At 36.8% G+C, this 25,704-nt stretch carries 27 protein-coding genes; 17 read left to right on the top strand and 10 right to left on the bottom strand.

Annotated elements, in window-relative coordinates; translation table 11 throughout:
• Positions 1-46 precede the first annotated feature (46 nt).
• Positions 47-1,459 carry an alpha/beta hydrolase gene (locus IWC72_RS01080; protein ID WP_194528543.1) on the top strand — a complete coding sequence of 471 codons (1,413 nt, stop codon included), beginning with the start codon at positions 47-49 and terminating at the stop codon, positions 1,457-1,459.
• 6 nt (positions 1,460-1,465) lie between these two features.
• Here IWC72_RS01080 and IWC72_RS01075 read toward each other — a convergent pair whose 3' ends face one another.
• The gene (locus tag IWC72_RS01075; protein ID WP_194528542.1) at positions 1,466-2,203 is read right to left on the bottom strand and encodes a DJ-1/PfpI family protein; all 738 of its coding nucleotides are present in this window, start codon (positions 2,201-2,203) and stop codon (positions 1,466-1,468) included.
• 84 nt (positions 2,204-2,287) lie between these two features.
• Here IWC72_RS01075 and IWC72_RS01070 point away from each other — a divergent pair, with 84 nt between their 5' ends.
• Positions 2,288-2,938 carry a DUF1684 domain-containing protein gene (locus IWC72_RS01070; protein WP_194524420.1) on the top strand — a complete coding sequence of 217 codons (651 nt, stop codon included), beginning with the start codon at positions 2,288-2,290 and terminating at the stop codon, positions 2,936-2,938.
• 82 nt (positions 2,939-3,020) lie between these two features.
• Here IWC72_RS01070 and IWC72_RS01065 read toward each other — a convergent pair whose 3' ends face one another.
• From IWC72_RS01065 to crcB, 4 genes are all read right to left on the bottom strand, one after another.
• Positions 3,021-4,088 carry a porin gene (locus tag IWC72_RS01065; protein WP_194524419.1) on the bottom strand — a complete coding sequence of 356 codons (1,068 nt, stop codon included), beginning with the start codon at positions 4,086-4,088 and terminating at the stop codon, positions 3,021-3,023.
• 114 nt (positions 4,089-4,202) lie between these two features.
• On the bottom strand, positions 4,203-5,435 hold the full coding sequence (locus IWC72_RS01060; RefSeq protein ID WP_194524418.1) for an ammonium transporter: 1,233 nt from the start codon (positions 5,433-5,435) through the stop codon (positions 4,203-4,205).
• 29 nt (positions 5,436-5,464) lie between these two features.
• Positions 5,465-5,803: a P-II family nitrogen regulator gene (locus IWC72_RS01055; protein ID WP_194524417.1), complete on the bottom strand. Its 339-nt coding sequence runs from the start codon at positions 5,801-5,803 to the stop codon at positions 5,465-5,467.
• Positions 5,804-6,089: 286 nt separating this feature from the next.
• On the bottom strand, positions 6,090-6,461 hold the full coding sequence (gene crcB, locus IWC72_RS01050) for a fluoride efflux transporter CrcB (RefSeq protein WP_194524416.1): 372 nt from the start codon (positions 6,459-6,461) through the stop codon (positions 6,090-6,092).
• 608 nt (positions 6,462-7,069) lie between these two features.
• Between crcB and IWC72_RS01045 the strand changes: the two genes are divergently transcribed.
• Positions 7,070-7,456, top strand: a complete 387-nt coding sequence (locus tag IWC72_RS01045) for a pyrophosphohydrolase domain-containing protein (protein ID WP_194528541.1) — start codon at positions 7,070-7,072, stop codon at positions 7,454-7,456.
• A gap of 90 nt (positions 7,457-7,546) precedes the next feature.
• Here the strand turns inward: IWC72_RS01045 and IWC72_RS01040 are convergent, their stop codons facing one another.
• Positions 7,547-8,611: a branched-chain amino acid aminotransferase gene (locus tag IWC72_RS01040; protein WP_194528540.1), complete on the bottom strand. Its 1,065-nt coding sequence runs from the start codon at positions 8,609-8,611 to the stop codon at positions 7,547-7,549.
• A gap of 106 nt (positions 8,612-8,717) precedes the next feature.
• Here IWC72_RS01040 and IWC72_RS01035 point away from each other — a divergent pair, with 106 nt between their 5' ends.
• The 10 genes from IWC72_RS01035 (at position 8,718) to IWC72_RS00990 (ending at position 18,343) form a co-directional block, all read left to right on the top strand.
• Entirely contained in the window at positions 8,718-9,212 is a 495-nt protein-coding gene (locus IWC72_RS01035; protein WP_194528539.1) for a DUF4920 domain-containing protein, read from the top strand.
• A gap of 1 nt (position 9,213) precedes the next feature.
• Positions 9,214-9,873, top strand: a complete 660-nt coding sequence (gene mnmD / locus IWC72_RS01030; RefSeq protein WP_194528538.1) for a tRNA (5-methylaminomethyl-2-thiouridine)(34)-methyltransferase MnmD — start codon at positions 9,214-9,216, stop codon at positions 9,871-9,873.
• Between the two features lie 127 nt (positions 9,874-10,000).
• Positions 10,001-10,966, top strand: a complete 966-nt coding sequence (locus IWC72_RS01025) for a TIGR01777 family oxidoreductase (protein WP_194524411.1) — start codon at positions 10,001-10,003, stop codon at positions 10,964-10,966.
• A 251-nt stretch (positions 10,967-11,217) separates the two neighbouring features.
• Positions 11,218-11,763 carry a nucleotide exchange factor GrpE gene (locus IWC72_RS01020; RefSeq protein ID WP_194528537.1) on the top strand — a complete coding sequence of 182 codons (546 nt, stop codon included), beginning with the start codon at positions 11,218-11,220 and terminating at the stop codon, positions 11,761-11,763.
• A gap of 9 nt (positions 11,764-11,772) precedes the next feature.
• Positions 11,773-12,912: a molecular chaperone DnaJ gene (dnaJ, locus tag IWC72_RS01015; RefSeq protein WP_194528536.1), complete on the top strand. Its 1,140-nt coding sequence runs from the start codon at positions 11,773-11,775 to the stop codon at positions 12,910-12,912.
• 185 nt (positions 12,913-13,097) lie between these two features.
• Positions 13,098-14,039: an ABC transporter ATP-binding protein gene (locus IWC72_RS01010; protein ID WP_194528535.1), complete on the top strand. Its 942-nt coding sequence runs from the start codon at positions 13,098-13,100 to the stop codon at positions 14,037-14,039.
• On the top strand, positions 14,032-15,360 hold the full coding sequence (locus tag IWC72_RS01005) for an ABC transporter permease (RefSeq protein WP_194524407.1): 1,329 nt from the start codon (positions 14,032-14,034) through the stop codon (positions 15,358-15,360). Before IWC72_RS01010 ends, IWC72_RS01005 begins: the two co-directional genes overlap by 8 nt.
• A gap of 2 nt (positions 15,361-15,362) precedes the next feature.
• Positions 15,363-16,289 carry a mechanosensitive ion channel family protein gene (locus tag IWC72_RS01000; protein ID WP_194524406.1) on the top strand — a complete coding sequence of 309 codons (927 nt, stop codon included), beginning with the start codon at positions 15,363-15,365 and terminating at the stop codon, positions 16,287-16,289.
• Between the two features lies 1 nt (position 16,290).
• Positions 16,291-17,166, top strand: coding sequence for a DUF6268 family outer membrane beta-barrel protein (locus IWC72_RS00995; protein WP_194524405.1), 876 nt, complete (start codon positions 16,291-16,293; stop codon positions 17,164-17,166).
• 13 nt (positions 17,167-17,179) lie between these two features.
• On the top strand, positions 17,180-18,343 hold the full coding sequence (locus tag IWC72_RS00990; protein ID WP_194524404.1) for a sigma-54-dependent transcriptional regulator: 1,164 nt from the start codon (positions 17,180-17,182) through the stop codon (positions 18,341-18,343).
• Between the two features lie 188 nt (positions 18,344-18,531).
• Here IWC72_RS00990 and IWC72_RS00985 read toward each other — a convergent pair whose 3' ends face one another.
• On the bottom strand, positions 18,532-19,218 hold the full coding sequence (locus IWC72_RS00985; RefSeq protein WP_194528534.1) for a hypothetical protein: 687 nt from the start codon (positions 19,216-19,218) through the stop codon (positions 18,532-18,534).
• A gap of 198 nt (positions 19,219-19,416) precedes the next feature.
• Between IWC72_RS00985 and IWC72_RS00980 the strand changes: the two genes are divergently transcribed.
• The 3 genes from IWC72_RS00980 to IWC72_RS00970 all read left to right on the top strand — a co-directional run bounded on the left by IWC72_RS00980 (position 19,417) and on the right by IWC72_RS00970 (position 22,777).
• On the top strand, positions 19,417-20,301 hold the full coding sequence (locus IWC72_RS00980) for a PPK2 family polyphosphate kinase (protein ID WP_194524402.1): 885 nt from the start codon (positions 19,417-19,419) through the stop codon (positions 20,299-20,301).
• The gene (locus IWC72_RS00975; RefSeq protein ID WP_194528533.1) at positions 20,298-21,680 is read left to right on the top strand and encodes a M28 family peptidase; all 1,383 of its coding nucleotides are present in this window, start codon (positions 20,298-20,300) and stop codon (positions 21,678-21,680) included. The genes IWC72_RS00980 and IWC72_RS00975 overlap by 4 nt, the downstream gene beginning before the upstream one ends.
• 164 nt (positions 21,681-21,844) lie before the next feature.
• The gene (locus IWC72_RS00970) at positions 21,845-22,777 is read left to right on the top strand and encodes a peptidylprolyl isomerase (RefSeq protein WP_194524400.1); all 933 of its coding nucleotides are present in this window, start codon (positions 21,845-21,847) and stop codon (positions 22,775-22,777) included.
• 476 nt (positions 22,778-23,253) lie between these two features.
• Here IWC72_RS00970 and IWC72_RS00965 read toward each other — a convergent pair whose 3' ends face one another.
• Positions 23,254-23,448, bottom strand: coding sequence for a cold-shock protein (locus IWC72_RS00965; protein ID WP_013994176.1), 195 nt, complete (start codon positions 23,446-23,448; stop codon positions 23,254-23,256).
• 318 nt (positions 23,449-23,766) lie between these two features.
• A complete protein-coding gene (locus IWC72_RS00960) occupies positions 23,767-24,405 on the bottom strand; it encodes a peroxiredoxin (RefSeq protein WP_194524399.1) in 639 nt (212 codons plus the stop codon).
• 110 nt (positions 24,406-24,515) lie between these two features.
• On the opposite strand from IWC72_RS00960, the gene IWC72_RS00955 reads away from it, so the two are divergent.
• Positions 24,516-25,058, top strand: coding sequence for a YfiT family bacillithiol transferase (locus tag IWC72_RS00955; protein WP_194528532.1), 543 nt, complete (start codon positions 24,516-24,518; stop codon positions 25,056-25,058).
• Between the two features lie 2 nt (positions 25,059-25,060).
• Here IWC72_RS00955 and IWC72_RS00950 read toward each other — a convergent pair whose 3' ends face one another.
• Positions 25,061-25,618: a thioredoxin family protein gene (locus tag IWC72_RS00950; RefSeq protein ID WP_194524397.1), complete on the bottom strand. Its 558-nt coding sequence runs from the start codon at positions 25,616-25,618 to the stop codon at positions 25,061-25,063.
• Positions 25,619-25,704: the final 86 nt, after the last annotated feature.

Below are 25,704 nucleotides of genomic sequence, written 5' to 3'. Positions count from 1 at the left end.
CTTTCAATACCTGTCTTTTGGCTAGATTTTTGATGATTCAATTTTTATGAAAAGAATACTACTATTACTGGCCTTTAGTGCTACGTTTATTGGTTCTGCCCAAAATATCACCTTAAAAAAAGGTGTAGTAATTGATTCGCTCGTGGTTAATGATACCATTCCAGAAACGTTTTCACTATATCTTCCCAAGAAATTTGACGTTTCAAAAACATGGCCTGTAGTGTTTGTTTTTGATATGAACGGCAGGGGAAGGCAAGCTCTGGCAATGGTTAGTGCTGCTGCAGAAGAACAAGGGTATGTGCTTGCTGCCTCTAATAATATTAGTGATACATTGTCTATTGCTAAAAATATTCTGATTACAAGTAGAATGTTTAATACGGTAACCACTATGTTGCCTATTAGAAAGAATGGCATATATACTAGTGGTTTTTCTGCCGGAGGAAGATTTTCTACATTGGTTCCTGCTTTTATAAAGGGTGTTGAAGGGGTAATTGCTTGTGGTGCATCAGTAGCAAATATAGAGGTGCTTACCAGTAGGAATCCATTCCATTATATTGGCGTTGTGGGCGATGAGGATTTTACATATCCTGAAATGCTTACTATAGAGAAGATTTTAAGTAGATTGAAATTTCCTAATCAGTTATTGGTGTTTGATGGAGGGCACGAATGGCCCAATACAGAAAATCTTAGTAAAGCACTGAAAATTTTGACTTTAGCGGCTATGGCTAAAGGGTATGTGCCAAGAGATGAGGCATATATAGATGTAAGCTATACGGAAGATTTTGTTACGGTAAATAGGTTGTATTCGGAAAATAAACCTTTGTTGGCAGATAGTTGGTTGGAAGAAATGTCTGAAATTTATCAGCCTTATGTGGCTTTAGATTCTATAAAAACAAGTAGAAAAACTTTGAGGAAAAGCCGATTATTTAGAGAGCAAAACAGAACTCAGAATTCACTAAATTTAAAAGAGAGTTTAATTAAGGAGGAGTATAATTATTATTTAGAGGAGGATATTATCACTTATAATTATAACAATTTAGGGTGGTGGAAATATCAAATGGAAGAACTTCAGAAATTCCAAAAGAGTCCTGAGGTGCTTCAGCAAAAATTGGGTAAACGTTTGGAAGGATATGTGAAGGCATTGGTTTCTGATAATGTAGATGTGTTAAGCGCAGAAACTCCTGTGGACGGTGAGGCTCTAAATTTTTTATGGATGTTGAAAACCGTTATTGAGCCGGATAATTTTGACAGTTATCTTAAAATAATATCATATACGGCCAAAACGGATGATTACGGAACAGCCCTTTTTTACTTAGAAGAACTTTTGGAAAAGGGGTATGCTAACCGTAGTGAACTTTACGCATTAGAGAATACGGCTTTGCTGCGTATAACGCCAGAATTTAATGAATTGGTTGAAAAATATTTGAAAGAAGCGCGTTATACCATTATTGAGGAATAGTAATTATTAGTCTATAGTAAGGTGCGGAATTTCCTTTAAGTCCCAATCTATGACCAAACCTTTGGCCAAGGCATCTGCCACTTTTTTTCCGTATAAATGCTCGCATAGATATAGGGCGGCTTCAAAACTTTTGGCACCTCCTGCTGAGGTTATGTATTTTTCATCATGAACAAATAGCACACTATCCGCTACTTTTAAATCGGGGAACATTTTTTTGTAGGTATCAATATCACTAGGAAATGTGGTAGAGACTTTTCCTTTAAGTACTCCCGCTTTGGCTAAAACAAAGGCACCATCACAATGGCTTGTCATAAATAAGGCAGTACTATCTGTTTTTCGGACAAAATCTAGCATAACACTATCCTTTAAATCGGTATCTAAATGGTGTTCTGCACTGGGTATTACTAAAATATCTATTGGTGGTAGGTCATCTTTGGTATAATCAAAATCCGGTAATAGGCGTAGGCCTTCAAAAGTAGTAATGGGTTCTAAAGTGTTGGCAACCGTAAATGTATTCATGGCCTTTATGTTTTTGCGAAACTTGGTATGTTGAAAAATATCAAAGGGAGCCGTAAGTTCTGTATTGAAAGTTCCATCCATAATTAGAAATGCCACATTATATCTATCAGGTGAAATTTCAGGAGTCATTCTTTTTGAACTGCGCGTAGACTTTGGCTGCTCTTTTGGTAGGTTGCACGAAAAGAAAAGGCTTAGGGCGAGTAGTATTGGGTAAAGTTTATTCATTTTTTATATTTAAGGTTGAAATGTACAATGGGTTGGTGAAGAGGAATCACTTTATATTGTATTTTTGTGATAAAAATTGATTTTATGCGAGTTCTTATTTTGATTTTCTTCTTTACTATTTTGGGGTGTAAGACTGATAAAAAATATCATGATGCACCAGAGGAAAAAGAGGTGGTTGCTGAGACTAGTGCTCTACAGGCTATTTTAGATTATCAAAAGGAAAAAAATGAAGAGTTTAGGGATCCTGAAACTTCGCCATTGCCGGACCGTTACCGGAAGAATTTTGAAACGTTAGATTTCTTTGCTCCGGACACCACATATGTAATAACCGCTAAATTTGTTCGAACGCCTGAGGCATTGCCTTTTTTGATGCCAAGTACTACTGGTGATTCTTCAGAAGAAACCGTTTATGGTATTGCCCATTTTACTCTTAAAGGAAAGAACCGGCAACTAGAGGTGTATCAAAATAAAGAATTGATGCAGCAAGAGAAATATAGGGATTATCTGTTTCTGCCTTTTACAGATGATACCAACGGAAAACAAACCTATACAGGTGGCAGGTATATAGATTTAACCATACCTGACGGAGATACTATAGTTATTGACTTTAATACGGCGTATAATCCATATTGTGCTTATAATAAAAAGTTTTCATGCCCTATTGTACCTAGTGTTAATAATTTAGATACAGAGATACTTGCAGGAGTTAAAGCTTTTGAGCCTATTAAAAACTGAAAAACCCCAACGTATAACGTTGGGGTCTTTACTTGAATTAGCTTAACTTAAATTATAAACACTTAACCATTATAATTCTGTTTTAGAAAGAGTAGACCGCAGCCAACACAAAAGAAGAAAGACCTCCAATTGGGTTTCCATCATTGTCAATGAATACTTCTTCCGAAGCACTATCTAATCTCAATTCTGGTTTGATGATTAAATCACCAATAGTAGCGCTTCCTGTTAAAGTAACAGCAAAAACACTTGCATCTCCGTCAGCATCAGTTCCACCAACAGCTCCAAAGAAATCAGTTTCAGCAAAATATTCACCTCTTAAACCTATAGAAAAAGTATCCGAAGTCGCTAACTGTGGGTAAACTGCCACACCTGCAAAGCTACCAACACCGTCATCTTCGTCACCATCAAAATAAGCGGCGTTCAATCCTAGGAAGAAAGTGTCAGAAAGATCAAAACCACCTGTGAAATCTACTTCGTAAGAACCGTTATCAATTAAAAGGTTCAAGTATTGACCGCTGTAGCCTAATTGAGCTCCCCAAGCGTACTGTCCTGTTGGGTTAAATTCAGTAAGGTCTGTTGGGTTCATAACGGCTAACATTAAACTGAAATCATCAGACAATGCAAAATCGGCTTTTAAACCCGTGTGTGAAAACGGACCATAAGAGAACAGGTAAGAGGTACTGTAGTTGAAGTTGGCAACCGGAGAAATAACCTCGTAACCTAAGAAAGTATTGAAGTTACCAAAAGTTAAGGTTACGGCATCAGATACATTCCAGTAAGCATATAATTGGTTAACAATGTTTCCGGTAGAAGAATACATTGGAGAAGCAAAAATAGCATCCGTTCCTCTTGGGCCAAAAACTAAATCGGCAACAAAACCAACTTTTTCACCTTCGTAAGCACCAATAACGTTGGCCATACCCAAAGCAAATCCTGGTAGGTTAGCGAATGAACTTCCCGGAGCCTGAGCATCTACTCCGTTAGGAGCATTTAAGTTTGCTCGGTAATACGCATCAACTGAACCGCTAAAAGAAAACTTAGGTTTTGACTCTTCTTCCTCTTCCTGTGCAACAACAACAGTTGCAGAGAAAAGTAGTATTGCTAGGAAAAATAGATTTTTTACGTATTTTGTATTTGTAATCGCTTTCATTTTAATTTTATTTAGTTATCCCTGTTTGGAATGATTTAATTGAAATTTGTTAAGATTTTGAAAGTGTTATATAACGGAGCGTTCTGCAAAACGCTCCGTTTCTAATTAATATACTTAGTCGTTTATGAAATCTGGATAAGCATCCATACCATGTTCGTGAATGTCAAGACCTTCAATCTCTTCTTCTTTACTTACTCTAAGTCCCATTACCGCTTTTAGGGTTCCTAGGATAATGAAAGTACAAACTACACAGAAGACACCTACTATTAGCACACCGTATAACTGTACCATGAATTGCTCACCACCAGCTTTTGCGCCGAAGATTCCTACTGCTAAAGTTCCCCAAATACCACAGATCAAGTGAACTGTAACAGCACCAACTGGGTCATCTAATTTTAATTTATCAATTAAAGCTACACCTAACACAATAATAAGGCCAGCTAAAAATCCAATTATAATTGCTTCGTTAGGAGACATAAGGTCTGCACCTGCAGTAATACCTACTAAACCACCTAAGATACCGTTAAGGAACATAGTTAAATCTAAGTTCTTGTATAGTATAGTTGATAGGATGAAAGCTCCGAAACCACCTGCAGCGGCAGCTAAACTAGTAGTTACTAATACTAGAGAAGTTAATTCTGGGTCAGCTGATAGTACAGAACCACCGTTAAAACCAAACCATCCTAACCAAAGGATAAGAACACCTGCAGTTGCCAATGGTATGTTGTGTCCTGGTATTGCTTTAGGTTTACCGTTTTCGTCAAATTTACCAATACGTGAACCTAACAAAAAGATAGCTACTAATGCAGCCCAACCTCCTACAGAGTGAACTAAAGTAGAACCTGCGAAATCATAAAAACCCCATGAGTCTAAGAAACCGCCACCCCATTTCCAAGCACCTACTATAGGATAAACAAGACCTACATAGATTACTGTGAATATCATGAATGCGCCAATTTTGATACGTTCCGCTACGGCACCAGATACAATAGTTGCTGCTGTTGCTGCGAACATACCTTGAAATAAGAAGTCTGTCCACCAAGTGTATCCGCCATCTGCGTAGTCTGGTGTCATTCCGTTTTCAGGAGCTGCTATACCAAAACCGGCAAAACCGAATATTCCTGAAGATCCTTCTTCAAAACCAGGGTACATCATGTTAAAGCCCCATGCGTAGTAAAGTAAAAGACCACCTGTTATAATAAAGATGTTCTTGAATAATATGTTTATTGTGTTTTTTTGTCTAGTCAGGCCAATTTCTAAAAAGGCGAATCCGGTGTGCATGAAGAATACCAAGGCGGTAGCCAACATCATCCAAACGTTATTTGCTGTAAATAATCCTGCGTCCATTTTATATAAAGTTTAGTTATTGGTTTTTTTTAGTTGATTCCAGCTTGTCCGCTTTCTTTTGTTCGTATTCTATATGCGTCAAGAATTTCTGAAACAAATATTTTTCCATCTCCCACATTACCGGTATAAGCCGCTTCTAGAATGGTATCTACTGTACGCTGAACAAACTCATCGGATACTACTATAGATAGGTATCTTCTTTGAATGTCGCTTGTGCTGTAAGAGATTCCTCTATAGACGTGACCTTGTTTTTCGTTCCCTACTCCGGTTACATCCCAGTAACTGAAGAAGTTGACCTCTATCTGATGTAACGCTTTTTTAACGTCATCAAATTTCGATTTTCTAATGATTGCCTCGATTTGTTTCATAATAATTGTATTAATTAGAGAAACAAATGTATGTTAAAATAATTAACACCCTAAAAAATTTGGGGTGTATGTGGTAATTTTTATATTTATAGGAATTATACCCCCTATTTTTTTAGGGTATCTTAATTAAATTAATGGAAAATGTATTTTTCCCTGATTGGAAATCGAATAATCTGATGGAAAATTGAAAAAAATGGCTAAAAAATGCCATAAGGTTAGATTATCTTAAGCTGAAGACTTAAAATGTTGAAGTTTTGATAGATTGTGAAAAAAGCAAATAATGGCCTTACAGTAGCCTGGAAAGATAAAGTCCTAGAGCAACAGCTAAAATACCGACCACTATACTCGCTATTAGATAGGTAAAGAAACCTATAAATTCTCCTGAAGTCAGAAGTGAGTGTTTTTCAAAAGCAAAAGTAGAAAACGTAGTGAAGCCTCCGCAAAAACCTGTTGCGAATAAAAGCGTCTGGTTTGGAGATAAGTAATTAGTTTTAATTGAAAGGCCTAAAATAAATCCAATCAATAAGCAGCCAACAACATTGACCAAAAACGTGCCTAAAAAGAAATGTTGAAAATGATTGTTAAGGGATTTAGAAACTAGATAGCGAAGTATGCTACCTATGCCACCTCCAAAGAATACAAGTAACAATTGTTTCATCTGCGCAAATTACGTAAATAATTTGTCAGCGTGGTAGTGCTTTCTGCGGATACTTGTTAAACGGCCTTCTTATATTTAGAAGAAATATTGTTTAGTGAAAGAATCTTGGATGATGCGTTTTTAGTTGCACCCTCTTCAGATTTCTTTGCTTCATTAGATATTCCGCTTAGGCTAAATACCATAAACAAAGCATTTGCTCCGATCAAAATTAAAAGTATTGTGAAAAAAGTCATCATGTTTTTACCCCTTTGGAATACATAACGCAAAATTACGCTTATTGTTATGTTATACGCGAAGAAATTACTTTTGGTCGTGAAAAATGATGTTTTTATCGAGACTGTAAAATTTGTCTTAATTTTTAAGGAAATGCTTGATAAAAAGTAGGATAATTACGAAAGACATGAATAGAAGTCCTACCCATTTCACCCCTTTGTAGTTTTTTGCATGTAGTTTTTTGTCTTTTTTGTAAGATAAAAAGATAATAACGATAAAACAGATAGCAAAAAGCGCGGCAAAAACGATTTGTCCGGTCGTGAACATATTCTTTATTTTTGTGCAAAATTACGCTATTATTGGCAGAAAATATTTCTAAATCAATACAACTATATATGAAAAACAAAATAAGTGCGGTAGAACTCTTTCATAACTCTTTTGGGCTTGGGGTATCAGAAACTATGCAAGCAGATTTAGGTGAAGCCAAGAACTTGCTTCGGTTTAATTTAATGGATGAAGAGAATAATGAATATTTAGAGGCTGCAAAAAATGATGACCTAGTGGAGGTAGCAGATGCCTTGGGCGATATGCTTTACATATTATGTGGAACTATACTTGAGCATGGTATGCAGCATAAGATAGAAGAAGTCTTTAATGAAATACAACGTAGTAATATGAGTAAGTTGGGTGCAGATGGTAAGCCAATTTATCGTGAGGACGGCAAGGTGTTAAAGGGCCCTAATTATTTTAAGCCTAATATTTCTGAGATTCTAAAAGGATAATTTAAAATGTGTAAACATAAAAACGGTCGCTAAATTTTAGCGACCGTTTTTGTAACCTTAATATATATTCTTTAAAAATGTGAATGCATTTTATAGACCAACACGCCATCCAAATGGGTCTTCGGAGCGGTTGTATTGAATATCGGTAATGTCTTTCTTTATTTGAGAAGCGTAACTATCTTCAAGTTCTGGCAAATCATAATCTACGTCTCTATAGCCAAATGCTGAAATAGGAGAAACAACAGCGGCAGTCCCTGCTCCGAACATTTCTTTTAGGCTTCCGTTTTTGGCTGCCTCAACAACTTCGGTAACAGTAATTTTCCGTACTTCGGTCGCAATGCCTTTTTTCTCTGCTAGCTGTAAAATACTTTTCCGTGTGATACCATCTAATATACGATCACTGGTAGGACCTGTAATCAAAGTGTCATTGATGCGGATAAAAATATTCATGGCACCAGCTTCCTCAATGTATTCGTGACTGTGGTCATCCGTCCAGATAACCTGGTTGTAACCTTTTTCTACTGCTAACTGAGTAGGGTAGAATTGGCCGGCGTAATTACCACCTGTTTTTGCGTATCCCACGCCACCATTAGCAGAACGAGAATATTTCTCTTCAATAAGAACTTTTACCTTACCTGAAAAATATGCGCCGGATGGTGCAAGGCAGATCATAAATTTGTAGGCATTGGCAGGTGAGGCATGAAAACCGTTGCCCGATGCAAACATAAATGGTCTAATATACATAGAGCTCCCTTCGGTCTGAGGAATCCATTTATCTTCTACCTCCAACAAAGTCTTTAAACCTTCCATGAAAAATTCTTCTGGAATTTCTGGAATAGACATACGTTTTGCGGATATGTTCAATCTTTTGTGATTGTCCAATGGTCTAAAAAGCCATACTTTTTCATCCGTGTCTTTATAAGCTTTCATTCCTTCAAAAATAGATTGCCCATAATGGAATATTTTAGCGGAAGGGTCAAGGCTAATAGGTTGGTAGGGAACTACTTTTGGAGTTTCCCAAGCGCCATTTTTATAATCACAGACCAGCATATGATCGGTAAATACACTCCCAAAAGCGAGATTGTTGAAGTCTACTTGATCAATCTTTGATTCTTTTACCTTTTCGATGCTGATTTTTTGCATGGTCGAGTTCATAACTTTTTGAATTAAAGGATTAAAATTAACGATTTATCCTTATCTGTTCTTCTTTTTTCGTTGAAAAATGACCAGTTTTGCAGTACTTATCTAATTTTTATCGGAAATGCGTCTATTTAACAATTTACTTGCGGTTTTTATGGTGGTTTTGGCCTGCAGAGGGCAAGAAACCCAAAAGGTAACTTATGATGGTGTAGACTATCAAGTTATAGGTGGGGATATAGCAGCAGACAGTGCTATAACCGATGTTGAAATGACACATGAATTTAAAGATATGGTCGTTCAGGATACATTGCGCACAAAATTTAAGGCCGTAGTAACAGATGTTTGTAAAGTTAAAGGCTGTTGGATGAAGTTGCAGTTGGGCGATGGTCAGGAGGCTATGGTGCGTTTTAAGGATTATGGGTTTTTTATGCCAAGTGATATTACTGGAAAAGAAGTCATTGTAAACGGGTATGCTTTTGTAGAATCTATGAGTGTGGAAGATCAGAAGCACTATACCAAAGATGGTGGCAAAACGGAATCTGAAATTGCTAAAATAACTGAGCCCAAGAAAACATACGGTTTTGAAGCGGACGGAGTTTTGATAGAAAATAAATAGTTTGGAGAGAAAGATTATTACCACCGGAGATGGTTCAAAGACTATTCAGATTTCTGATTGGGACGAGCAGTACCACTCAAAACATGGAGCGGTACAAGAGGCGTATCACGTATTCATTAAACACGGCCTTTCTCTTTTTTCTGGTAGAGATGTAAATATTCTGGAAATAGGTTTCGGTACCGGGCTCAATACGCTCATTACGTATATTGAGTCCAAAAAGAATTCCACCAAAGTTGGGTATAGGGGGGTGGATGCTTATCCTGTTTCTGACGAAGAGCTAGAACAGCTAAATTATATTTCAGAATTAAAAGCTGAGGTGTTTACTAATGATTTCCAAAAAATGCATAGCTCTCCGTGGGAAAGTGATATCCAAATTTCAGATGATTTCGTCTTGAGAAAAGAAAAGAAATTTTTTGCTGATATTACGGATGAAAATATTTTTGACCTCGTTTATTTTGATGCTTTTGGAGCACGGGTTCAGCCAGAATTATGGACGGAAGAAATCTTTTCCATAATGTACCGTGCCATGAAGAAAGATGGGGTTTTGGTTACTTATGCGGCAAAAGGAAGTGTAAGAAGGGCAATGTTAGCTGTAGGGTTTAAGGTTGAACGTCTTCCGGGACCTCCTGGAAAAAGAGAGATGTTACGGGCTAGAAAGTAACTTTTTGTTCTAAAAAAAAGTTAATAAATAACGGGTTATCGGTGTTTCTTAACATATGAGCACGCTTTAGTGTTAAATCCGAATTAAATGATAGTCAGCTAGTTTGCAAAAGCTATACCTTTGAATCATGAGAATACTGATTACAGGGGCAACAGGTCTGGTAGGCAGTGCGATTGTAGAGCAATGCCATAAGAATGATATTGCTGTAAATTACCTTACTACTAGTAAAAGTAAAATTACTTCAGAGCCCAAATTTCAAGGTTATTATTGGAATCCAGATAAAGGCGAAATAGATTTAGAGTGTTTTAATGGAGTTTCTGCTATTATAAATTTGGCAGGTGCTACTATTTCTAAAAGATGGACTTCTAGCTATAAGAAGAAGATTGTATCAAGCAGGGTTAATTCTTTGCGCACGTTACACACGGCCTTAGGAAAGGTAGATTCTAATGAGATCACTTCTTTTGTTTCTGCATCGGCTATTGGTAGATATCCGCATTCTTTGAGTAAGTTCTATACGGAGGAAGAAACGGAGATAGATGATAGTTTTTTAGGCGAGGTTGTTGATGTTTGGGAGAGTGAAACGGATAAATTCAGCAGTTTTGGATTTAATGTAGCCAAGGTGCGAATAGGATTGGTAATGTCGTGCCAAGGAGGTGCGCTACCCGAAATGGCAAAGCCGATAAAAAATTATGTTGGAGCGGCATTTGGTAGCGGTCAACAGTGGCAATCTTGGGTTCATATTTCAGATTTGGCACGGATTTTTGTATTCGTTGTAGCGTATAATTTAGAAGGAGTGTATAATGGGGTAGGTCCTAACCCTGTTACTAATACAAAGTTAATAAAAGAAATAGCCAAAGTTCTTGATAGGCCGGTTGTGTTACCTAATATACCACAATTGGTAATGAAGATAATTTTGGGTAAAATGTCTTATCTACTCTTTGCTAGCCAACGTGTAAGTTGTAAAAAGATAGAAGAAGAAGGGTTTAATTTTGTCTACCCAAATGTCTGTGTGGCTTTGGAGGCTATATATAGTAGCAAGGAGTGTTCTAAATCATCTGGTTTAGGAGCTTTGTCCAAAGAGTATGTTTCATAAATTACAAGTAATTTTTTAAGTACAAATAGAACATCCGCTATCTGCGGATGTTTTTTTTTTTTTTTTTGATAAATAAGTTTACTCGATAATTAAGATTAAATGCTCCGAGGTAGTCTACTAATCTAACGGATTGTTGTTTGCGAAATATAAGTAGGTTCACTATGGTTTCTTTTTTTGATGACATTTTGACATTTTTAAAGAAATGGCAGTACTTTTGCCAAGCTAAACACGAGAATTCAAATTGTATCACAATGAGCGATAAACAAAATACAGAAGAGTTTGATGAGGTATTGGATCAAGACCAAACCGAGACAACCTCTGAAAACAATATAGAGCAAGAAGAGCTAAGTGTAGAGGAACAGTTAAGGGAAGACCTTGCTAAGGAAAAGGATAAATTTCTTAGGTTGTTTGCTGAGTTCGAAAACTTCAAAAGAAGAACTTCAAAAGAGCGTATGGAATTGTTTAAAACGGCGGGACAAGAAATTATGGTTTCTATGTTGCCGGTTTTAGATGATTTTGAGCGTGCTCTAAAAGAGATGTCCAAGTCAGAGGATAAAGAAATGTTTAAAGGAGTGGAGCTTATCCGTGTTAAATTCCGCGAGACCTTAAAAAATAAGGGATTAGAAGAAGTAGGTGCGGAAGCAGGTGATGTTTTTGATGCTGATATACACGAAGCTATTACACAAATACCGGCCCCTAGTAAAAAACTCAAAGGCAAAATTGTAGATGTAGTTGAGAAAGGGTTTAAGCTTGGCGATAAAATCATTCGTCATCCAAAAGTGGTTGTAGGAAACTAAAAATCAAGAATGAAGGAAGATTATTATGAGGTACTTGGTATTAGCAAAAGTGCCAGCGCAGCGGAAATAAAGAAAGCCTATAGAAAAAAGGCGTTGGAGCATCACCCGGATAAAAATCCTGGTGACTCCAAGGCTGAAGAGTTGTTTAAAAAATCTGCGGAGGCGTATGAGGTTTTAAGCAATCCTGACAAAAAAGCACGTTATGATCAGTTTGGGCATGGCGCTTTTGACGGTTCTGGTGGTTTCGGCGGTGGCGGCGGAATGAACATGGATGATATCTTTAGTCAGTTTGGAGACATTTTCGGCAGCGCCTTTGGCGGTGGCGGTGGTGGAGGCTTCGGTGGTTTTGGCGGAGGCGGCTTCGGTGGCGGAGGCCAACGCAGAGTCAAAGGAAGTAATTTGCGTATTCGCGTAAAATTGACCCTGGAAGAAGTTGCTAATGGCGTTGAGAAAAAAATAAAAGTCAGAAGAAAAATTCAAGCCAGTGGTGTTACGTATACTACGTGTGCAACTTGTGGCGGTAGAGGTCAGGTAACTAAGATTACCAATACAATTCTTGGTCGTATGCAAACCGCAGCTACATGTAGTACTTGTGGTGGTAGTGGGCAGGTTTTAGATAAAAAACCTAGCGATGCAGATGCGCAAGGATTGAAGGTTTCTGAAGAAACTGTAGCCATTAATATTCCAGCAGGTGTAGAAGATGGTATGCAGTTAAAAGTGCCTAATAAAGGTAATGATGCTCCTGGTAACGGAGTGCCAGGAGATTTATTGGTAGCTATAGAAACTTTGGATCATGATACCTTAAAACGTGAAGGTGATAACCTTCACTATGATTTATATATTAGTTTCTCTGAAGCTGTTTTGGGTACATCAAAAGAAATTGATGCTGTTGGTGGTAAGGTTCGTATTAAATTAGAATCGGGTATTCAATCTGGTAAAATATTAAGACTAAGAGGTAAAGGTATCTCAAGCATTAACGGGTATGGTAGCGGAGATTTATTAGTTCATGTAAACGTTTGGACTCCAAAAGAGTTGAATAAAGAACAGAAAGAGTTTTTTGAGCGAATGCAGAACAATGAAAACTTTGTGCCAAAACCTGAGAAATCTGATAAGTCTTTCTTTGAAAAAGTAAAAGATATGTTCTCATAGTTCATATTTATTACGTTTTAAATAAAAAACGTATATTTGATTTAATATTGGATTACCAATATTAATTTTCTTTTTCATAGCAATTTTTTTCCCATCCTTATTTGTTTAAGGGTGGGTTTTGTTTTTAAGGATATATTGGCAATGCCTTGTAAGGACAAAAAACTATCTTTGACAAAATTGCTTTCATGAATAACATTTTGGTCACTAAGGAAGTCACCAAACAATTTGGGGAATACACTGCTCTAGATAAGGTTTCGTTAGAGATTCCTGAGAATAGTATTTACGGACTTCTTGGTCCAAATGGTGCAGGGAAGACTACACTTATTCGTATCATAAATCAAATTACATTCCCAGATAGAGGAGAGGTTTTGTTTGATGGAAAACCTCTAAAAGCAGAGCATGTAGCCCAAATTGGGTATTTGCCTGAGGAGCGCGGTCTTTATAAGAGCATGAAGGTGGGTGAGCAGGCTCTTTATTTGGCGCAATTAAAAGGATTGTCTAAAGCCGAGGCAAAAAAACGATTGAAATTTTGGTTTGAGCGTTTGGAAATAGGCGATTGGTGGAATAAGAAAATTCAAGAACTCTCAAAAGGTATGGCGCAAAAAATACAGTTCATTGTAACTGTTTTGCACGAACCAAAACTTTTGATTTTTGACGAACCCTTTAGTGGGTTCGATCCCATTAATGCCAATATTATTAAAGACGAAATTCTTAAACTAAAAGAGAATGGAACTTCAATTATATTTTCTACCCATAGGATGGAGTCTGTAGAAGAGCTTTGTGAGTATATAGCATTGATTCATCGCTCAGAAAAAATATTGGACGGTAAGCTATCGGATATTAAGAAGGCTTACAAGAATAATATTTTTAAAGTAGGATTACAGACGGAGAATGCAGAAATGCTTTTGAAAGAGTTAACAGATAAATTCACCATAAATACATCACTATTTGATCCGGAGGATAATCAGTTGAACCTTACGCTTCAGCTTCCTACTAATGATTCAAGAGAGGTGCTGACTTATTTGTCATCCAAAGCAAACATTAATCATTTTGTAGAGACGGTTCCGTCTACAAGTGAAATTTTTATACAAACAGTACAAAGTAAAAGTAAAGCCGTAGATGAATAAGTTATCGCTTATTATAAAAAGGGAATATTTGGCCAAAGTGCGCAATAAGTCCTTTGTAATAATGACATTTTTGAGTCCTATTCTTATGGTTGCTATGGTGGTGCTTGTTGCATATTTAGCCAAAGTGAATGATAATGAGTCTAGGGTTATAGGTATATTGAATGAAAGTGATTATTTTTCTAATGACTTTGTTCCTAGTGAAACCACAACATTTGTAGATTTTACGGATGTTACTCTGGAAGAGGCAAAAGATTCTATTGCCAGCTTGGGTTTTGATGGTCTTTTGTATTTACCCAATGACACTAATTTAAAAACAGTAACCGAGAATTCTTTTTTTTATACAAAAGATGCACCACCTACGCAGGTAGTTGAGCGTTTGGAAAATACCATTCAAGAACGATTGCGTCAAGAACGATTGCATGAAATGGGAATAACAGCTGCAGATTTCGCAAAGATGGATACCCATTTTGAGATGAAAACGGCAACTTTTTCAGGAGAGACCAATCTTAAAGGAATAAACGAAATTAAAGCGTTTATTGGCGGTGGTTTTGGTTATTTGATCATGATGTTCATAATCATTTATGGTGGTTTTGTAATGCGTAGTGTTATAGAGGAAAAAACCAGTAGAATTATAGAAGTGATTATTTCTTCCGTTAAACCGTTTCAACTTATGTTGGGAAAAATCATTGGAACCTCGTTGGCGGGAATCACACAATTTGCTATTTGGATTGTTTCTGCAAGCATTCTTTTATTCATATCGTTTGCTGTTTTTGATATTGATCCCTCTACAATGAATGAAGGTGCTTCAATTGCACCCGCTATGGGGCCTGGTTTGCCATCTGTAGATCAGACAATGCAATTATATGCTCAAGAACTTTTTAAGATTCCGTGGGTGATGCTCATTACTTTTTTTCTCATTTATTTTATATTGGGGTATTTAATTTATAGTTCAATTTATGCGGCAATAGGTGCTGCAGTAGATAATGAAACAGATACCCAGCAATTTATATTCCCTATTATTCTGCCATTAATGCTGGCTATTTATGTTGGCTTCTTTTCAGTTTTCAGCAATCCTCATGGGCCTATTGCAGTTGGGTTTTCTTTATTTCCTTTAACCTCGCCAATTGTTATGCTTATGCGTCTGCCAGGAGGTATCGGAGAAGGTGGTGTGCCGGTTTGGGAGTTGGCCACATCTATTATCCTATTAATCGTTACTTTTATAGGTATCGTATGGCTGGCAGCTAAAATTTATAGAGTAGGTATTCTTATGTACGGTAAGAAACCAACCTATAAGGAATTGTTCAGGTGGTTAAGATATTGAGCATGATTCAAGACACGCAAAGTAAAGTAGAAGAAATAATAGAAGTGGATATTTGGGGAGGGATTAAAGATTTTCTTAATCTAGGACTTAAATATGGAGAAGGAGAGAATACCATAAACATTACCATTGGTCTCCTTTTGCTACTAACGGTTGCTTTTTTATTAACCGGTGTAGTACTTAAGTGGTTCCGTACACTTATAACCAGGCGCATGGCCAGTGATGATCAGCTTAAATTCGTTAGCGTCTTTAAGTTTATTAGGTATGTAGTGTATATGGTCGTTATTCTTTTGACCATGAGTGCAGCAGGTATAGATATAACACTTCTTCTCACAGCTTCAGCGGCACTTTTTGTTGGTTTAGGGCTAGCGCTTCAAGAACTTTTTCAAGATGTTATAGGAGGTATTTTTATTATCATAGATAAATCGCTTCATGTTGGTGATATAATTGAAGTAGATAATAAAGTAGGAAAGGTCTTTGAAATTAAATTAAGGACAACCCGTGCAATTACCAGAGATGATAAAGTTATCATTATTCCTAATCACAAATTCATCAGTGATATAATATATAATTACACCCAAAACCATAAAACTACAAGGGAGCAAATAAAGATTGGAATTGCATACGGCAGCAATGTTGTTTTGGCTACTAAAATCTTAGAAGATATTGCGGCAGGGCAAAAGGGCTTATTAAAAAGTCCTAAACCATTTGTGATTTTTGAAGATTTTGGAGATTCTGCACTGTTATTTTCCTTGAATTTTTATACAGCCGATAGTTTTAATGTCCCCAAAATTAAGAGTGAAATGCGTTACAAATTAGACGCCGAGTTTAGAAAGAGTAATATTTCTATACCTTTTCCGCAAAGAGATATACATATTATTCAACAAAAGCCGTTTCAACATAGTAATGCAACTAATACCGAAGCGAATTAGGGTGAATAGTAAAAAATGTAGTGCCCGTATTGTTTTTTTCCTTTTATGGTCTTTTGTTGGTTTTAGCCAGACACCAGATATTGTAAGGTTAGAGTACATGATGATGCCAAGAAATAATTCTAATGCTGAGCTATCTAGAATGAAGCTATTGGTAAACGTGCCAATAAAGATAAAAGATTCTAATAACTTAGTTATTGGAGCGGAATATAACCGTTTGGCTTATAATTTAGAAAAAGAGCTTCCGTTTAGTGATGCTGGTCTAAAACAGTTTCATGTGGTAGATGTCAATATGGCGTACGTGTGGAAATTTAATCCTAATTGGCGTTTTATAGGTGTAATTACGCCTCGCTTGTCATCCACATTAGCAAACCCTTTGGAGAATGGAGATTTCTCGGTAAACTCTACTATCGGTTTTCTAAAGGAGAAAAAGAAGGTAGCTAAGCCTAGTATAATGGTTATTGGTCTTGCCTATAATTCTACTGTAGCACTGCGGGTGCCCATACCAATTTTTTACTATGAACAACGCTTTCATAAAAACTGGAGTTATGTGGTAGGTATTCCTAAGACCGGAATGAAATATCATTTAAAAGAAAAGCATCAGTTTCAGGCGGAATTTATTTTTGATGGCTATTACGTTAATTTGCAGAATAATATTGTACTGCCAAATACTGTAAGTGCTTCTTCCGTATCATCATCGGCAGCATTGGTTACGGTGGGTTATCAATATAAGTTGGCGGCTAATACATTTCTTTATGCTTACGCCGGTCATACGGTCTTTCAAGATGGAGTGTTGAGAGATGAAGATAGAAATGATATTTTTACATTAAATGACAATCCTAGTTTTTACTTTAGAACAGGATTTAGAATAGGACTTTAAAAATCAAGATACTATGCCCAAAATACTAGTAATTGAAGACGAAGCAGCAATTAGACGTGTGCTGGTAAAGATTCTTTCTGAAGAAAGTGATAGTTACCAGTTGGAAGAAGCGGAAGACGGTCTTAAGGGGCTAGAAGCTGTTAAAAATAATGATTACGATCTTGTGCTTTGCGACATAAAAATGCCAAAGATGGATGGTGTAGAAGTACTTGAAGCTGCGCGAAAAATTAAACCTGAAACTCCGTTTATAATGATTTCCGGCCACGGAGATTTAGATACGGCTGTAAATACCATGCGACTTGGAGCGTTCGATTATATTTCAAAACCACCGGATCTTAATAGGTTATTGACTACCGTTCGTAACGCAGTAGATCGTAAGGTACTAGTTGTAGAGAATAAGAAGCTGAAGAAAAAGGTGAGCAAGAATTATGAGATGATAGGTAATAGCCAAGAGATTACCGTCATACAAGATATGATTGAAAAAGTTGCTCCTACAGATGCTCGTGTGCTTATTACGGGCTCAAATGGTACCGGCAAAGAGTTGGTGGCACATTGGGTTCATGAGAAAAGCCAGCGAAGTGCCGCTCCTTTTATTGAGGTGAATTGTGCGGCAATCCCATCAGAATTAATAGAAAGCGAACTTTTTGGTCATGTAAAAGGGGCATTTACATCTGCAGTTAGGGATCGTGCTGGTAAATTTGAAGCTGCCAATAAGGGAACTATTTTTCTTGATGAAATAGGAGATATGAGCCTTTCTGCCCAAGCTAAGGTGCTTAGAGCACTTCAAGAAAGCAAGATTTCTCGTGTAGGTACGGATAAGGACATTAAAGTGGATGTTCGCGTTATTGCGGCAACAAACAAGAATCTTAAAAAGGAAATAGAAGAAGGTAATTTCCGAGAGGATTTATACCATAGATTGGCCGTAATATTAATACAAGTGCCAGCCTTAAATGATAGACGAGATGATATTCCGTTGTTGATAGAACACTTTGCCAAAAAGATAGCTTCGGAACAAGGTATTGCTCCCAAGACGTTTTCGGCGAAAGCCATCAAGCTTTTAAAAAGTTATGATTGGACGGGAAATATTAGAGAGCTCAGGAACGTTGTGGAACGTTTAATAATTTTAGGAGGAAAAGAAGTTACAGAAGAAGATGTAAAACTCTTTGCTAGTAAGTAAAAGGTACCTTTCGGTCTTTAGAAAATGTTTTTATACTTAATGAGAGAACAATAAGGGCTGAGTCGTGCAGATTACAATCGGTTATCGTCAATAGCAACGGTTCAGTTGGGGTTGGCTTATTTTATATGTGGGCACACTTATTTTTGAGCAATTATAGAATGTACTATTTTTAGAACGCTTGGTTCGTATTAGTTTTTACAATTTTTTAGACGTTCAAGGGCTTTAGCGGTAATCTCTTTGGTCTTTAGGTTATAGTATTTTTTACTTTCTGATAGGTGCGGCTTTAAAAGTTCTTGCTCGCAATTTTCGTAGATATTCTGCGCAAAAGCTTTGGCCTCTATGCAATCTACTGTATTAATAACTTTGTCCAATGAGTTTTTATACTTTAATAAAGAGTTGTCTATTTTCTCTTGTATTTTGGTATTGTCTAGAAAGGCCATAATATGCTCTGGTTCAGGGCTAGCAACATTCATAACTAAATTATTAGATCCGTATATGCTACCATGCTCATCATGATTGGCAATGGCTTGTAGACTTTCTACGCTGAATTGAAGAGCTTTGTTTAATAAAATTCTAGCCCCAGCAATAGAAGTGGCTTTAGTGGCATTCTTTAAGTACTCAATATTTTCCATTGCACTATCTAAGGCATATTCACAACCACAATCTTCAATTTGAGCTTTGGATTTTTCAAGTGCATTTAAGGCCTTAAATGTATAAAACCTAGCCATTTGCAAATCTTTCATAGAAAGTGCTTTCTTGGTTTGATTTTTAACGTAGCCTATGTTAGAGTTAGCATAGTCACAATCCTGAACCGCTCCAAAGGAGAAAGAATAGGAAAAAATAAATGTAAATAGTATAAAGTAAAATAACTTCATTTAGTAAGTTTTGATGCCGTAAAATTTGGGATTATTACAATGTAAAGTTAAGTACATCAGTGCATTAAGATGTAGTTTTTTCGATGGACGACTCGCTTCATTATGTATTTTGGATAAACCGGACAGTTCTGTTGCTAAACGGTCAATTTTTTTAACATTCGCAACCGTTCAACGGTAAAATAGTTTTATATTCAGCCTATGTACAGAAAAGAAATAACCTCATTTAGGGTCAATTCGGACATTGAACTTTCAAAATGTCCCACCAAAGAAGATTTTGGTGCTACCGATAAACAGTTGAAAAAGGATTTAGAAAACATCCGTGAAGAGTTAGGTGACTTTCAGGATACCCTTTACGCACATGGAAAATATAGTGTGCTAATTTGTATTCAGGGTATGGATACTGCGGGTAAGGACAGTCTAATTCGTGAAGTATTTAAAGATTTTAATGCACGTGGTGTTGTAGTGCATAGTTTTAAGGTACCAACAGAACTAGAATTAGGTCATGATTATTTATGGCGTCATTATATTGCGTTACCGGCCAAAGGAAAGTTTGGTGTATTCAATAGGACTCATTATGAAAATGTTCTGGTCACCCGTGTACATCCTGAATATATAATGGGTGAACATATACCGGGAATTCATTCAACTGCGGATATAGATCAGAAATTCTGGGATAAACGCTTTGAGCAAATCAACAATTTTGAGCGTCACATTGCCGAGAACGGAACAATCATATTCAAATTTTTTCTTCATTTATCAAAAGAAGAGCAGCGTTTACGATTATTAAGACGATTGGCATTAAAACGCAAAAATTGGAAGTTCTCTCCTGGTGACCTGAAAGAACGCAAGCTCTGGGATACGTATCAAAAATGTTATGAAGAAGCTATTAATGAAACGTCAAAACCGCATGCGCCATGGTATGTAGTACCAGCAGATAATAAAAAGGCAGCTCGTGTTATTGTGGCTTCTGTATTACTTGAAGAACTTAAAAAGTACAAGGATATTAAGGAGCCTGAGCTTGATGACAAAATAAAGGCCAACTTAGAAATGTATAAAGAACAATTGGAAAAAGAAGCAGAATGAAGAAAGTAATCCTACTCTTATTGAGTATAGGTCTAAGCATAAATGTGTATGCCCAAAGTGAAGATGAACAACAATTAAAAAAAATATATGATTTAGCACTTACAGATAGCAAGGCTTATGATTGGCTTAATTATCTCTCCAATCAAATAGGCGGGCGGTTATCGGGTAGCGTTCAAGCTCAATTGGCAGTCGATTATACCAAAAAGCAATTAGATTCTTTGGGTCTTGATCGTGTATATCTACAACCGGTAATGGTGCCAAAATGGGTGCGTGGAACACCAGAGTTTGCCTATTTTGAAACAAGTCCAGGACTTTCTACGAACGTTCCTATTTGTGCATTGGGTGGCTCTGTAGCAACTCCCTTAGGAGGATTGAAGGCTGAAGTCATTGAGGTACAAGGTGTTGAAGACTTAGAGAGGTTGGGTAACGGAAAAATCGAGGGTAAAATTGTTTTCTATAACAGACCTATGGATCCAACTCTGATCAGCACGTTTGCGTCATATACGGGTTGCGTGGATCAGCGTTATTCTGGTGCAGAAGAGGCTGCCAAATATGGGGCTGTTGGTGTTATTGTTAGATCAATGAATTTACGGTTAGATGATTATCCGCATACAGGTTCTATGGGGTACGGAAATACACCGGTTTCAGAGAGAATTCCTGCTGCAGCCATTAGTACTAAAGGAGCAGAACTATTAAGTACAACTTTAAAATTGAATGCTGATATTCAGTTTTATTTCAAGCAAAATTGCAAACAGTTTGATGATGTTGAATCTTTTAATGTCATTGGCGAAATTAAGGGGAGTGAGTTTCCAAACGAGATAATGGTTGTAGGAGGCCACCTTGACTCTTGGGACTTGGGTGATGGCTCCCATGATGATGGAGCCGGTTGCGTACAAAGTATGGATGTGCTTCGTTTGTTAAAAAAAACTGGGTATAAGCCAAAAAGAACTATTCGTGCTGTCTTGTTCATGAACGAAGAAAACGGTTTAAGAGGAGGTAATAAGTATGCTGAAGTGGCTAGTAATAAAAAAGAAAATCATGTTTTTGCCCTGGAGAGTGATGCGGGAGGTTTTACACCCCGCGGATTCTCTTTTGATTGTTCGGAGGAAAATTTGAAACAAGTACATAGCTGGAAAGGTCTTTTTGAACCTTACTATATTCACCTTTTTGAAAAGGGGTATAGTGGGGCAGATATTCGTCCTTTAAAAAATAGTGATATGGTTTTGGCAGGACTTAGACCAGATTCGCAAAGGTATTTTGTGCATCACCATGCCGAGAATGATACGTTTGAGCATGTAAATAAACGGGAGTTGGAACTAGGTGCGGCAAGTATGGCTAGTCTGGTTTATTTGTTTGATAAATATGGAATTGTAAAGTAGGTATTGAGAACTGCTTTAAAATGGGCAAAGAGTCTTTTCTTGCAGAGAGAAGACTCTTTTTTTTACTTCTAAACTGGGATTTTAGAGTTAGTTGGAGCGGAGGTTTGCAACTAAGATTTCCGAACAAATTTGTTTATCTTTGCCCCTCATTAAAAAAATGAAAAATGCAAGACGGAATCTACGCAAAATTCAATACGGACAAAGGTGAGATATTAGTAAAACTTACTCATGATAAAACTCCGGGTACGGTAGGTAACTTTGTTGCCCTTGCCGAAGGAAAACAAGATAATACTGCAAAAGCTGCAGGAGAGCCTTATTATGATGGATTAAAATTCCATAGGGTAATTCCAGATTTTATGGTACAGGGCGGATGTCCTCAAGGTACAGGTACGGGTGATGCCGGATATAAGTTTGATGATGAATTTCATCCAGATCTTAACCACTCGGAACCAGGCGTACTTTCTATGGCAAATGCTGGTCCTGGTACCAATGGGAGCCAGTTCTTTATAACTCATGTACCAACACCATGGTTAGATAATAAGCATACCGTTTTTGGTAAGGTAGAAAGTGGTCAAGATGTAGTAGATGCTATTGCTCAAGGAGACCAGATAAAGAATGTTGAAATTGTTCGTGTTGGTGATGAGGCCCAAAAATGGGATGCTCTAGCTAGCTTCACAAAATTCAAAAGTTCTAAAGAAGAGCGTCTTGCCGAAGAAAAAGCGAAGCAAGCGGCAGAATTAGATAAAATTGCAGCCGGTTTTGATGAGACGGAAAGTGGTCTTAGATATAAAATGATTCAAAAGGGAAGTGGCGCACAGGCAGAAAAAGGCCAAACTGTATCAGTTCATTATGAAGGTTCTTTATTGAGCGGTCAGGTTTTTGATTCTTCATACAAGCGCAATCAACCAATTGATTTTCAATTAGGTGTTGGTCAAGTAATTCCAGGTTGGGATGAAGGTATTCAACTCTTACAGGTAGGAGATAAGGCAAGACTGGTTATTCCATCTAATTTAGGATATGGTAGTGCTGGTGCAGGCGGAGTAATTCCTCCAAATGCCACATTATTATTTGATGTTGAATTGATGGGAGTAAAATAAATTATACATTTTTAGAATGTGGAGAAGCCTTAACAATACTGTTAGGGCTTTTTTTATTCAGCAATATGTATGTTGAAATTGGTAGAGATTGCAGTAAATTTTCATTCAAAAAGACAAAAGCAATCCAGAGCAGGGTGGTTTGGGCCACTCGGCTAAAGAATTAATAGTCTACTTCTGCCCAACAGTATTTATCGGGAGTTCTTAGCTCTATCTGTGCTCACAATTAGCAAAACAATATTTACTACGAGCAATACGAAAACAATACCAAAAAAAGTAAGCATATTCTATTGTTTGGTTAATTGGGGAAAACCTAGTTTTTTACTAGACGCAAAAAAGTAAAAAGGGTTGCGTCAAAAGCTCAATAGTAAATGTACGAAAAATAGTACATAATTGTATTTTGTCTTACGCTAATTAAAAAAAAGCCCCGTTACCAATGGTAACGGGGCTTTTATATAAAAAAAGTTTATGCGTCTTTCTTAGTCTACTACTTTCACATTTACCGCGTTCAATCCTTTTTTACCTTGTTGTAGCTCAAATTCTACAACGTCACCTTCACGAATTTCATCGATCAAACCAGAAATGTGTACAAAGTGATCTTCGCTTGAACCATCTTCAGTGATAAATCCGTAACCTTTAGAATCATTGAAGAATTTTACTGTTCCTTTACTCATAATACAAAAAAATTAAATTAAATTATGGCGCAAATATAACTATAAAAAATTAAATCAATGATTTTTACTAAGTTATCTTTACTTTATCAGAGAGTTATGTGAGCAGTTTTTACTCTTAACCTAACTTGTCTAACCGCTTTTGTGTGAGTTTTTTAGCGGTTTTGTCTTAGTTCTAGATTGATTGTTTTCTACACATACAGGCAAAGCAGCTACTTTTAAAGTTACAGACTAGTAATTTTATGTTGTAAGAATTTTAGAATTAAAAAGAGCCATCTATTGTGTGCGAAATAGATGGCTTTATAGTCGTTTATGAAGATTTTACAAAGTAGGGTCTGGTGTCATGCGTAAATAAGGTTTTACCTCTTTAACGCCTTTACTGAATATGGTCTTAGCATCTTCCGTAGAAATTGCTGGGCTCACTACAACATCTTCGCCATTTTTCCAGTTAGCTGGTGTTGCTACTTTGTGATTAGCTGTAAGTTGCAGAGAATCTATAACTCGTAGTAATTCGTAAAAATTACGTCCTGTAGAAGCCGGGTAGGTCAACATTAACTTTACCGTTCTATCCGGTGCAATAATGAAAACTGAGCGTACGGTTAAAGTACTGTCTGCTTTTGGGTGTATCATGTCATACAGGTCGGAAACCTTGCGGTCTTCATCTGCTATGATCGGAAATTCTACATTAGTTTTTTGAACCTCGTTAATATCCTTTATCCACTCAACATGAGATGCAGCACCATCAACACTTAACGCAATCATTTTTACATTGCGCTTATCAAATTCGCCTTTAAATTGTGCGGCTGTACCTAATTCTGTGGTACAAACTGGCGTGAAATCTGCAGGGTGAGAAAAAAGAATTCCCCAGCTATCACCTAAATAATCATATAAATTAATTTCTCCTATAGAGCTTTCTGCTGTAAAGTTAGGGGCTTTATCGCCCAATCGTATTGTTGCCATTGTATTCTATTTTTAGATTTGAAATTGTAATCCTATAAAAATAGTAGATTAGTCTAGTACAACCTTACGTTTATGGTTAAAAATGTATTAAAGTTTCCTATTTTTAATCCATGGAAAATAAAGAATTGGAGCGATTGAAATATCCGACAGGAAAATTTGAAAAACCTAATCAAATAACCCATGAGCAAATCCAAGAATGGATTCATGTGCTTGAGATGATTCCTAAAGAATTAGAGAACTTAGTTAAGGATTTAACCGATGAGCAATTAGAGACACCCTACCGGCCTGGTGGGTGGACGGTAAGGCAAACTATCCATCATATATCAGACAGTCATCATAACAGTTACATCCGTTTTAAATGGGCTCTTACAGAGGATAATCCAGTTATAAAGGCGTATGATGAAAAAGCTTGGGCAGAGCTTTTTGATACTAAAACTGCGCCTATACAATTGTCTTTAGATCACCTTAAAGCCGTTCACGGTAAGTTGGTTCATTTGCTAAACGGGCTTTCTAATGTTCAACTAAAGATGACGTTTACACATCCCAGTGGAAATGTTCACGTGCCGTTAGATGAGAATATTGGTCACTATGCTTGGCATGGAAGACATCACTTTGCTCAAATTTTAAATTTAATTGAAAGAAAGGGCTGGTAGTATTACTTTTTCCATTTGATGTTACAACCAATACTGGGTTTTTGATTCTCGTCTATTTTTTTGTTTTGTAAGAGTGCATTAATGGCGTTACGTAAATCTTTTCCTGTTACCGGTATGCCGTTTCCTGGTCTGGAATCATCTAGTTGACCGCGATATGCTAGTTGTAGATTGGCATCGAATAAATAAAAATCTGGTGTACAGGCTGCGTCATATTTTTTGCCTACTTCCTGTGTCTCATCATATAAATAAGGGAAAGTATAACCTTCCTCTACAGCTGTCTGTTTCATAAGATGCGGCGCATCTTGCGGATAATTTTCAACATCGTTACTGGAAATAGCAACAAACCCTATCTCTTTAGCTTCGTAATCTTTTGCTAATTTGGCAAGTTGCGGGTTTATGTGTTTCACAAAAGGGCAGTGGTTGCAAATAAAAGCAATTACAGTTCCTTTATTACCCTTTAATTCGTTAAGATTTACGTGTTCTTCAGTTCGAGTATTCAATAAATTAAAATCTGGGGCAGTTGTGCCAAGCGGAAGCATATTACTGAGTGTTCTTGCCATTTTTTGTGTTGTGTTTAGGAATTAAAGTTATAAAAAGTATTTTGAGTGTCTTTGCTAAACCATAATCTATTTTTACCTTCAACTTT

The organism is Zobellia roscoffensis (assembly GCF_015330165.1).
Classification (GTDB): domain Bacteria; phylum Bacteroidota; class Bacteroidia; order Flavobacteriales; family Flavobacteriaceae; genus Zobellia; species Zobellia roscoffensis.
This window is presented reverse-complemented; position numbering and strand designations above follow the sequence as displayed.

Excerpts from the sequence above, each read along its gene's own strand:
- IWC72_RS01080 (WP_194528543.1), top strand. The coding sequence starts at position 47 with ATGAAAAGAATACTACTATTACTGGCCTTTAGTGCTACGTTTATTGGT.
- IWC72_RS01075 (WP_194528542.1), bottom strand. The coding sequence starts at position 2,203 with ATGAATAAACTTTACCCAATACTACTCGCCCTAAGCCTTTTCTTTTCG.
- IWC72_RS01070 (WP_194524420.1), top strand. The coding sequence starts at position 2,288 with ATGCGAGTTCTTATTTTGATTTTCTTCTTTACTATTTTGGGGTGTAAG.
- IWC72_RS01065 (WP_194524419.1), bottom strand. The coding sequence starts at position 4,088 with ATGAAAGCGATTACAAATACAAAATACGTAAAAAATCTATTTTTCCTA.
- IWC72_RS01060 (WP_194524418.1), bottom strand. The coding sequence starts at position 5,435 with ATGGACGCAGGATTATTTACAGCAAATAACGTTTGGATGATGTTGGCT.
- IWC72_RS01055 (WP_194524417.1), bottom strand. The coding sequence starts at position 5,803 with ATGAAACAAATCGAGGCAATCATTAGAAAATCGAAATTTGATGACGTT.
- crcB (WP_194524416.1), bottom strand. The coding sequence starts at position 6,461 with ATGAAACAATTGTTACTTGTATTCTTTGGAGGTGGCATAGGTAGCATA.
- IWC72_RS01045 (WP_194528541.1), top strand. The coding sequence starts at position 7,070 with ATGAAAAACAAAATAAGTGCGGTAGAACTCTTTCATAACTCTTTTGGG.
- IWC72_RS01040 (WP_194528540.1), bottom strand. The coding sequence starts at position 8,611 with ATGAACTCGACCATGCAAAAAATCAGCATCGAAAAGGTAAAAGAATCA.
- IWC72_RS01035 (WP_194528539.1), top strand. The coding sequence starts at position 8,718 with ATGCGTCTATTTAACAATTTACTTGCGGTTTTTATGGTGGTTTTGGCC.
- IWC72_RS01025 (WP_194524411.1), top strand. The coding sequence starts at position 10,001 with ATGAGAATACTGATTACAGGGGCAACAGGTCTGGTAGGCAGTGCGATT.
- IWC72_RS01020 (WP_194528537.1), top strand. The coding sequence starts at position 11,218 with ATGAGCGATAAACAAAATACAGAAGAGTTTGATGAGGTATTGGATCAA.
- dnaJ (WP_194528536.1), top strand. The coding sequence starts at position 11,773 with ATGAAGGAAGATTATTATGAGGTACTTGGTATTAGCAAAAGTGCCAGC.
- IWC72_RS01010 (WP_194528535.1), top strand. The coding sequence starts at position 13,098 with ATGAATAACATTTTGGTCACTAAGGAAGTCACCAAACAATTTGGGGAA.
- IWC72_RS01005 (WP_194524407.1), top strand. The coding sequence starts at position 14,032 with ATGAATAAGTTATCGCTTATTATAAAAAGGGAATATTTGGCCAAAGTG.
- IWC72_RS01000 (WP_194524406.1), top strand. The coding sequence starts at position 15,363 with ATGATTCAAGACACGCAAAGTAAAGTAGAAGAAATAATAGAAGTGGAT.
- IWC72_RS00990 (WP_194524404.1), top strand. The coding sequence starts at position 17,180 with ATGCCCAAAATACTAGTAATTGAAGACGAAGCAGCAATTAGACGTGTG.
- IWC72_RS00985 (WP_194528534.1), bottom strand. The coding sequence starts at position 19,218 with ATGAAGTTATTTTACTTTATACTATTTACATTTATTTTTTCCTATTCT.
- IWC72_RS00980 (WP_194524402.1), top strand. The coding sequence starts at position 19,417 with ATGTACAGAAAAGAAATAACCTCATTTAGGGTCAATTCGGACATTGAA.
- IWC72_RS00975 (WP_194528533.1), top strand. The coding sequence starts at position 20,298 with ATGAAGAAAGTAATCCTACTCTTATTGAGTATAGGTCTAAGCATAAAT.
- IWC72_RS00970 (WP_194524400.1), top strand. The coding sequence starts at position 21,845 with ATGCAAGACGGAATCTACGCAAAATTCAATACGGACAAAGGTGAGATA.
- IWC72_RS00965 (WP_013994176.1), bottom strand. The coding sequence starts at position 23,448 with ATGAGTAAAGGAACAGTAAAATTCTTCAATGATTCTAAAGGTTACGGA.
- IWC72_RS00960 (WP_194524399.1), bottom strand. The coding sequence starts at position 24,405 with ATGGCAACAATACGATTGGGCGATAAAGCCCCTAACTTTACAGCAGAA.
- IWC72_RS00955 (WP_194528532.1), top strand. The coding sequence starts at position 24,516 with ATGGAAAATAAAGAATTGGAGCGATTGAAATATCCGACAGGAAAATTT.
- IWC72_RS00950 (WP_194524397.1), bottom strand. The coding sequence starts at position 25,618 with ATGGCAAGAACACTCAGTAATATGCTTCCGCTTGGCACAACTGCCCCA.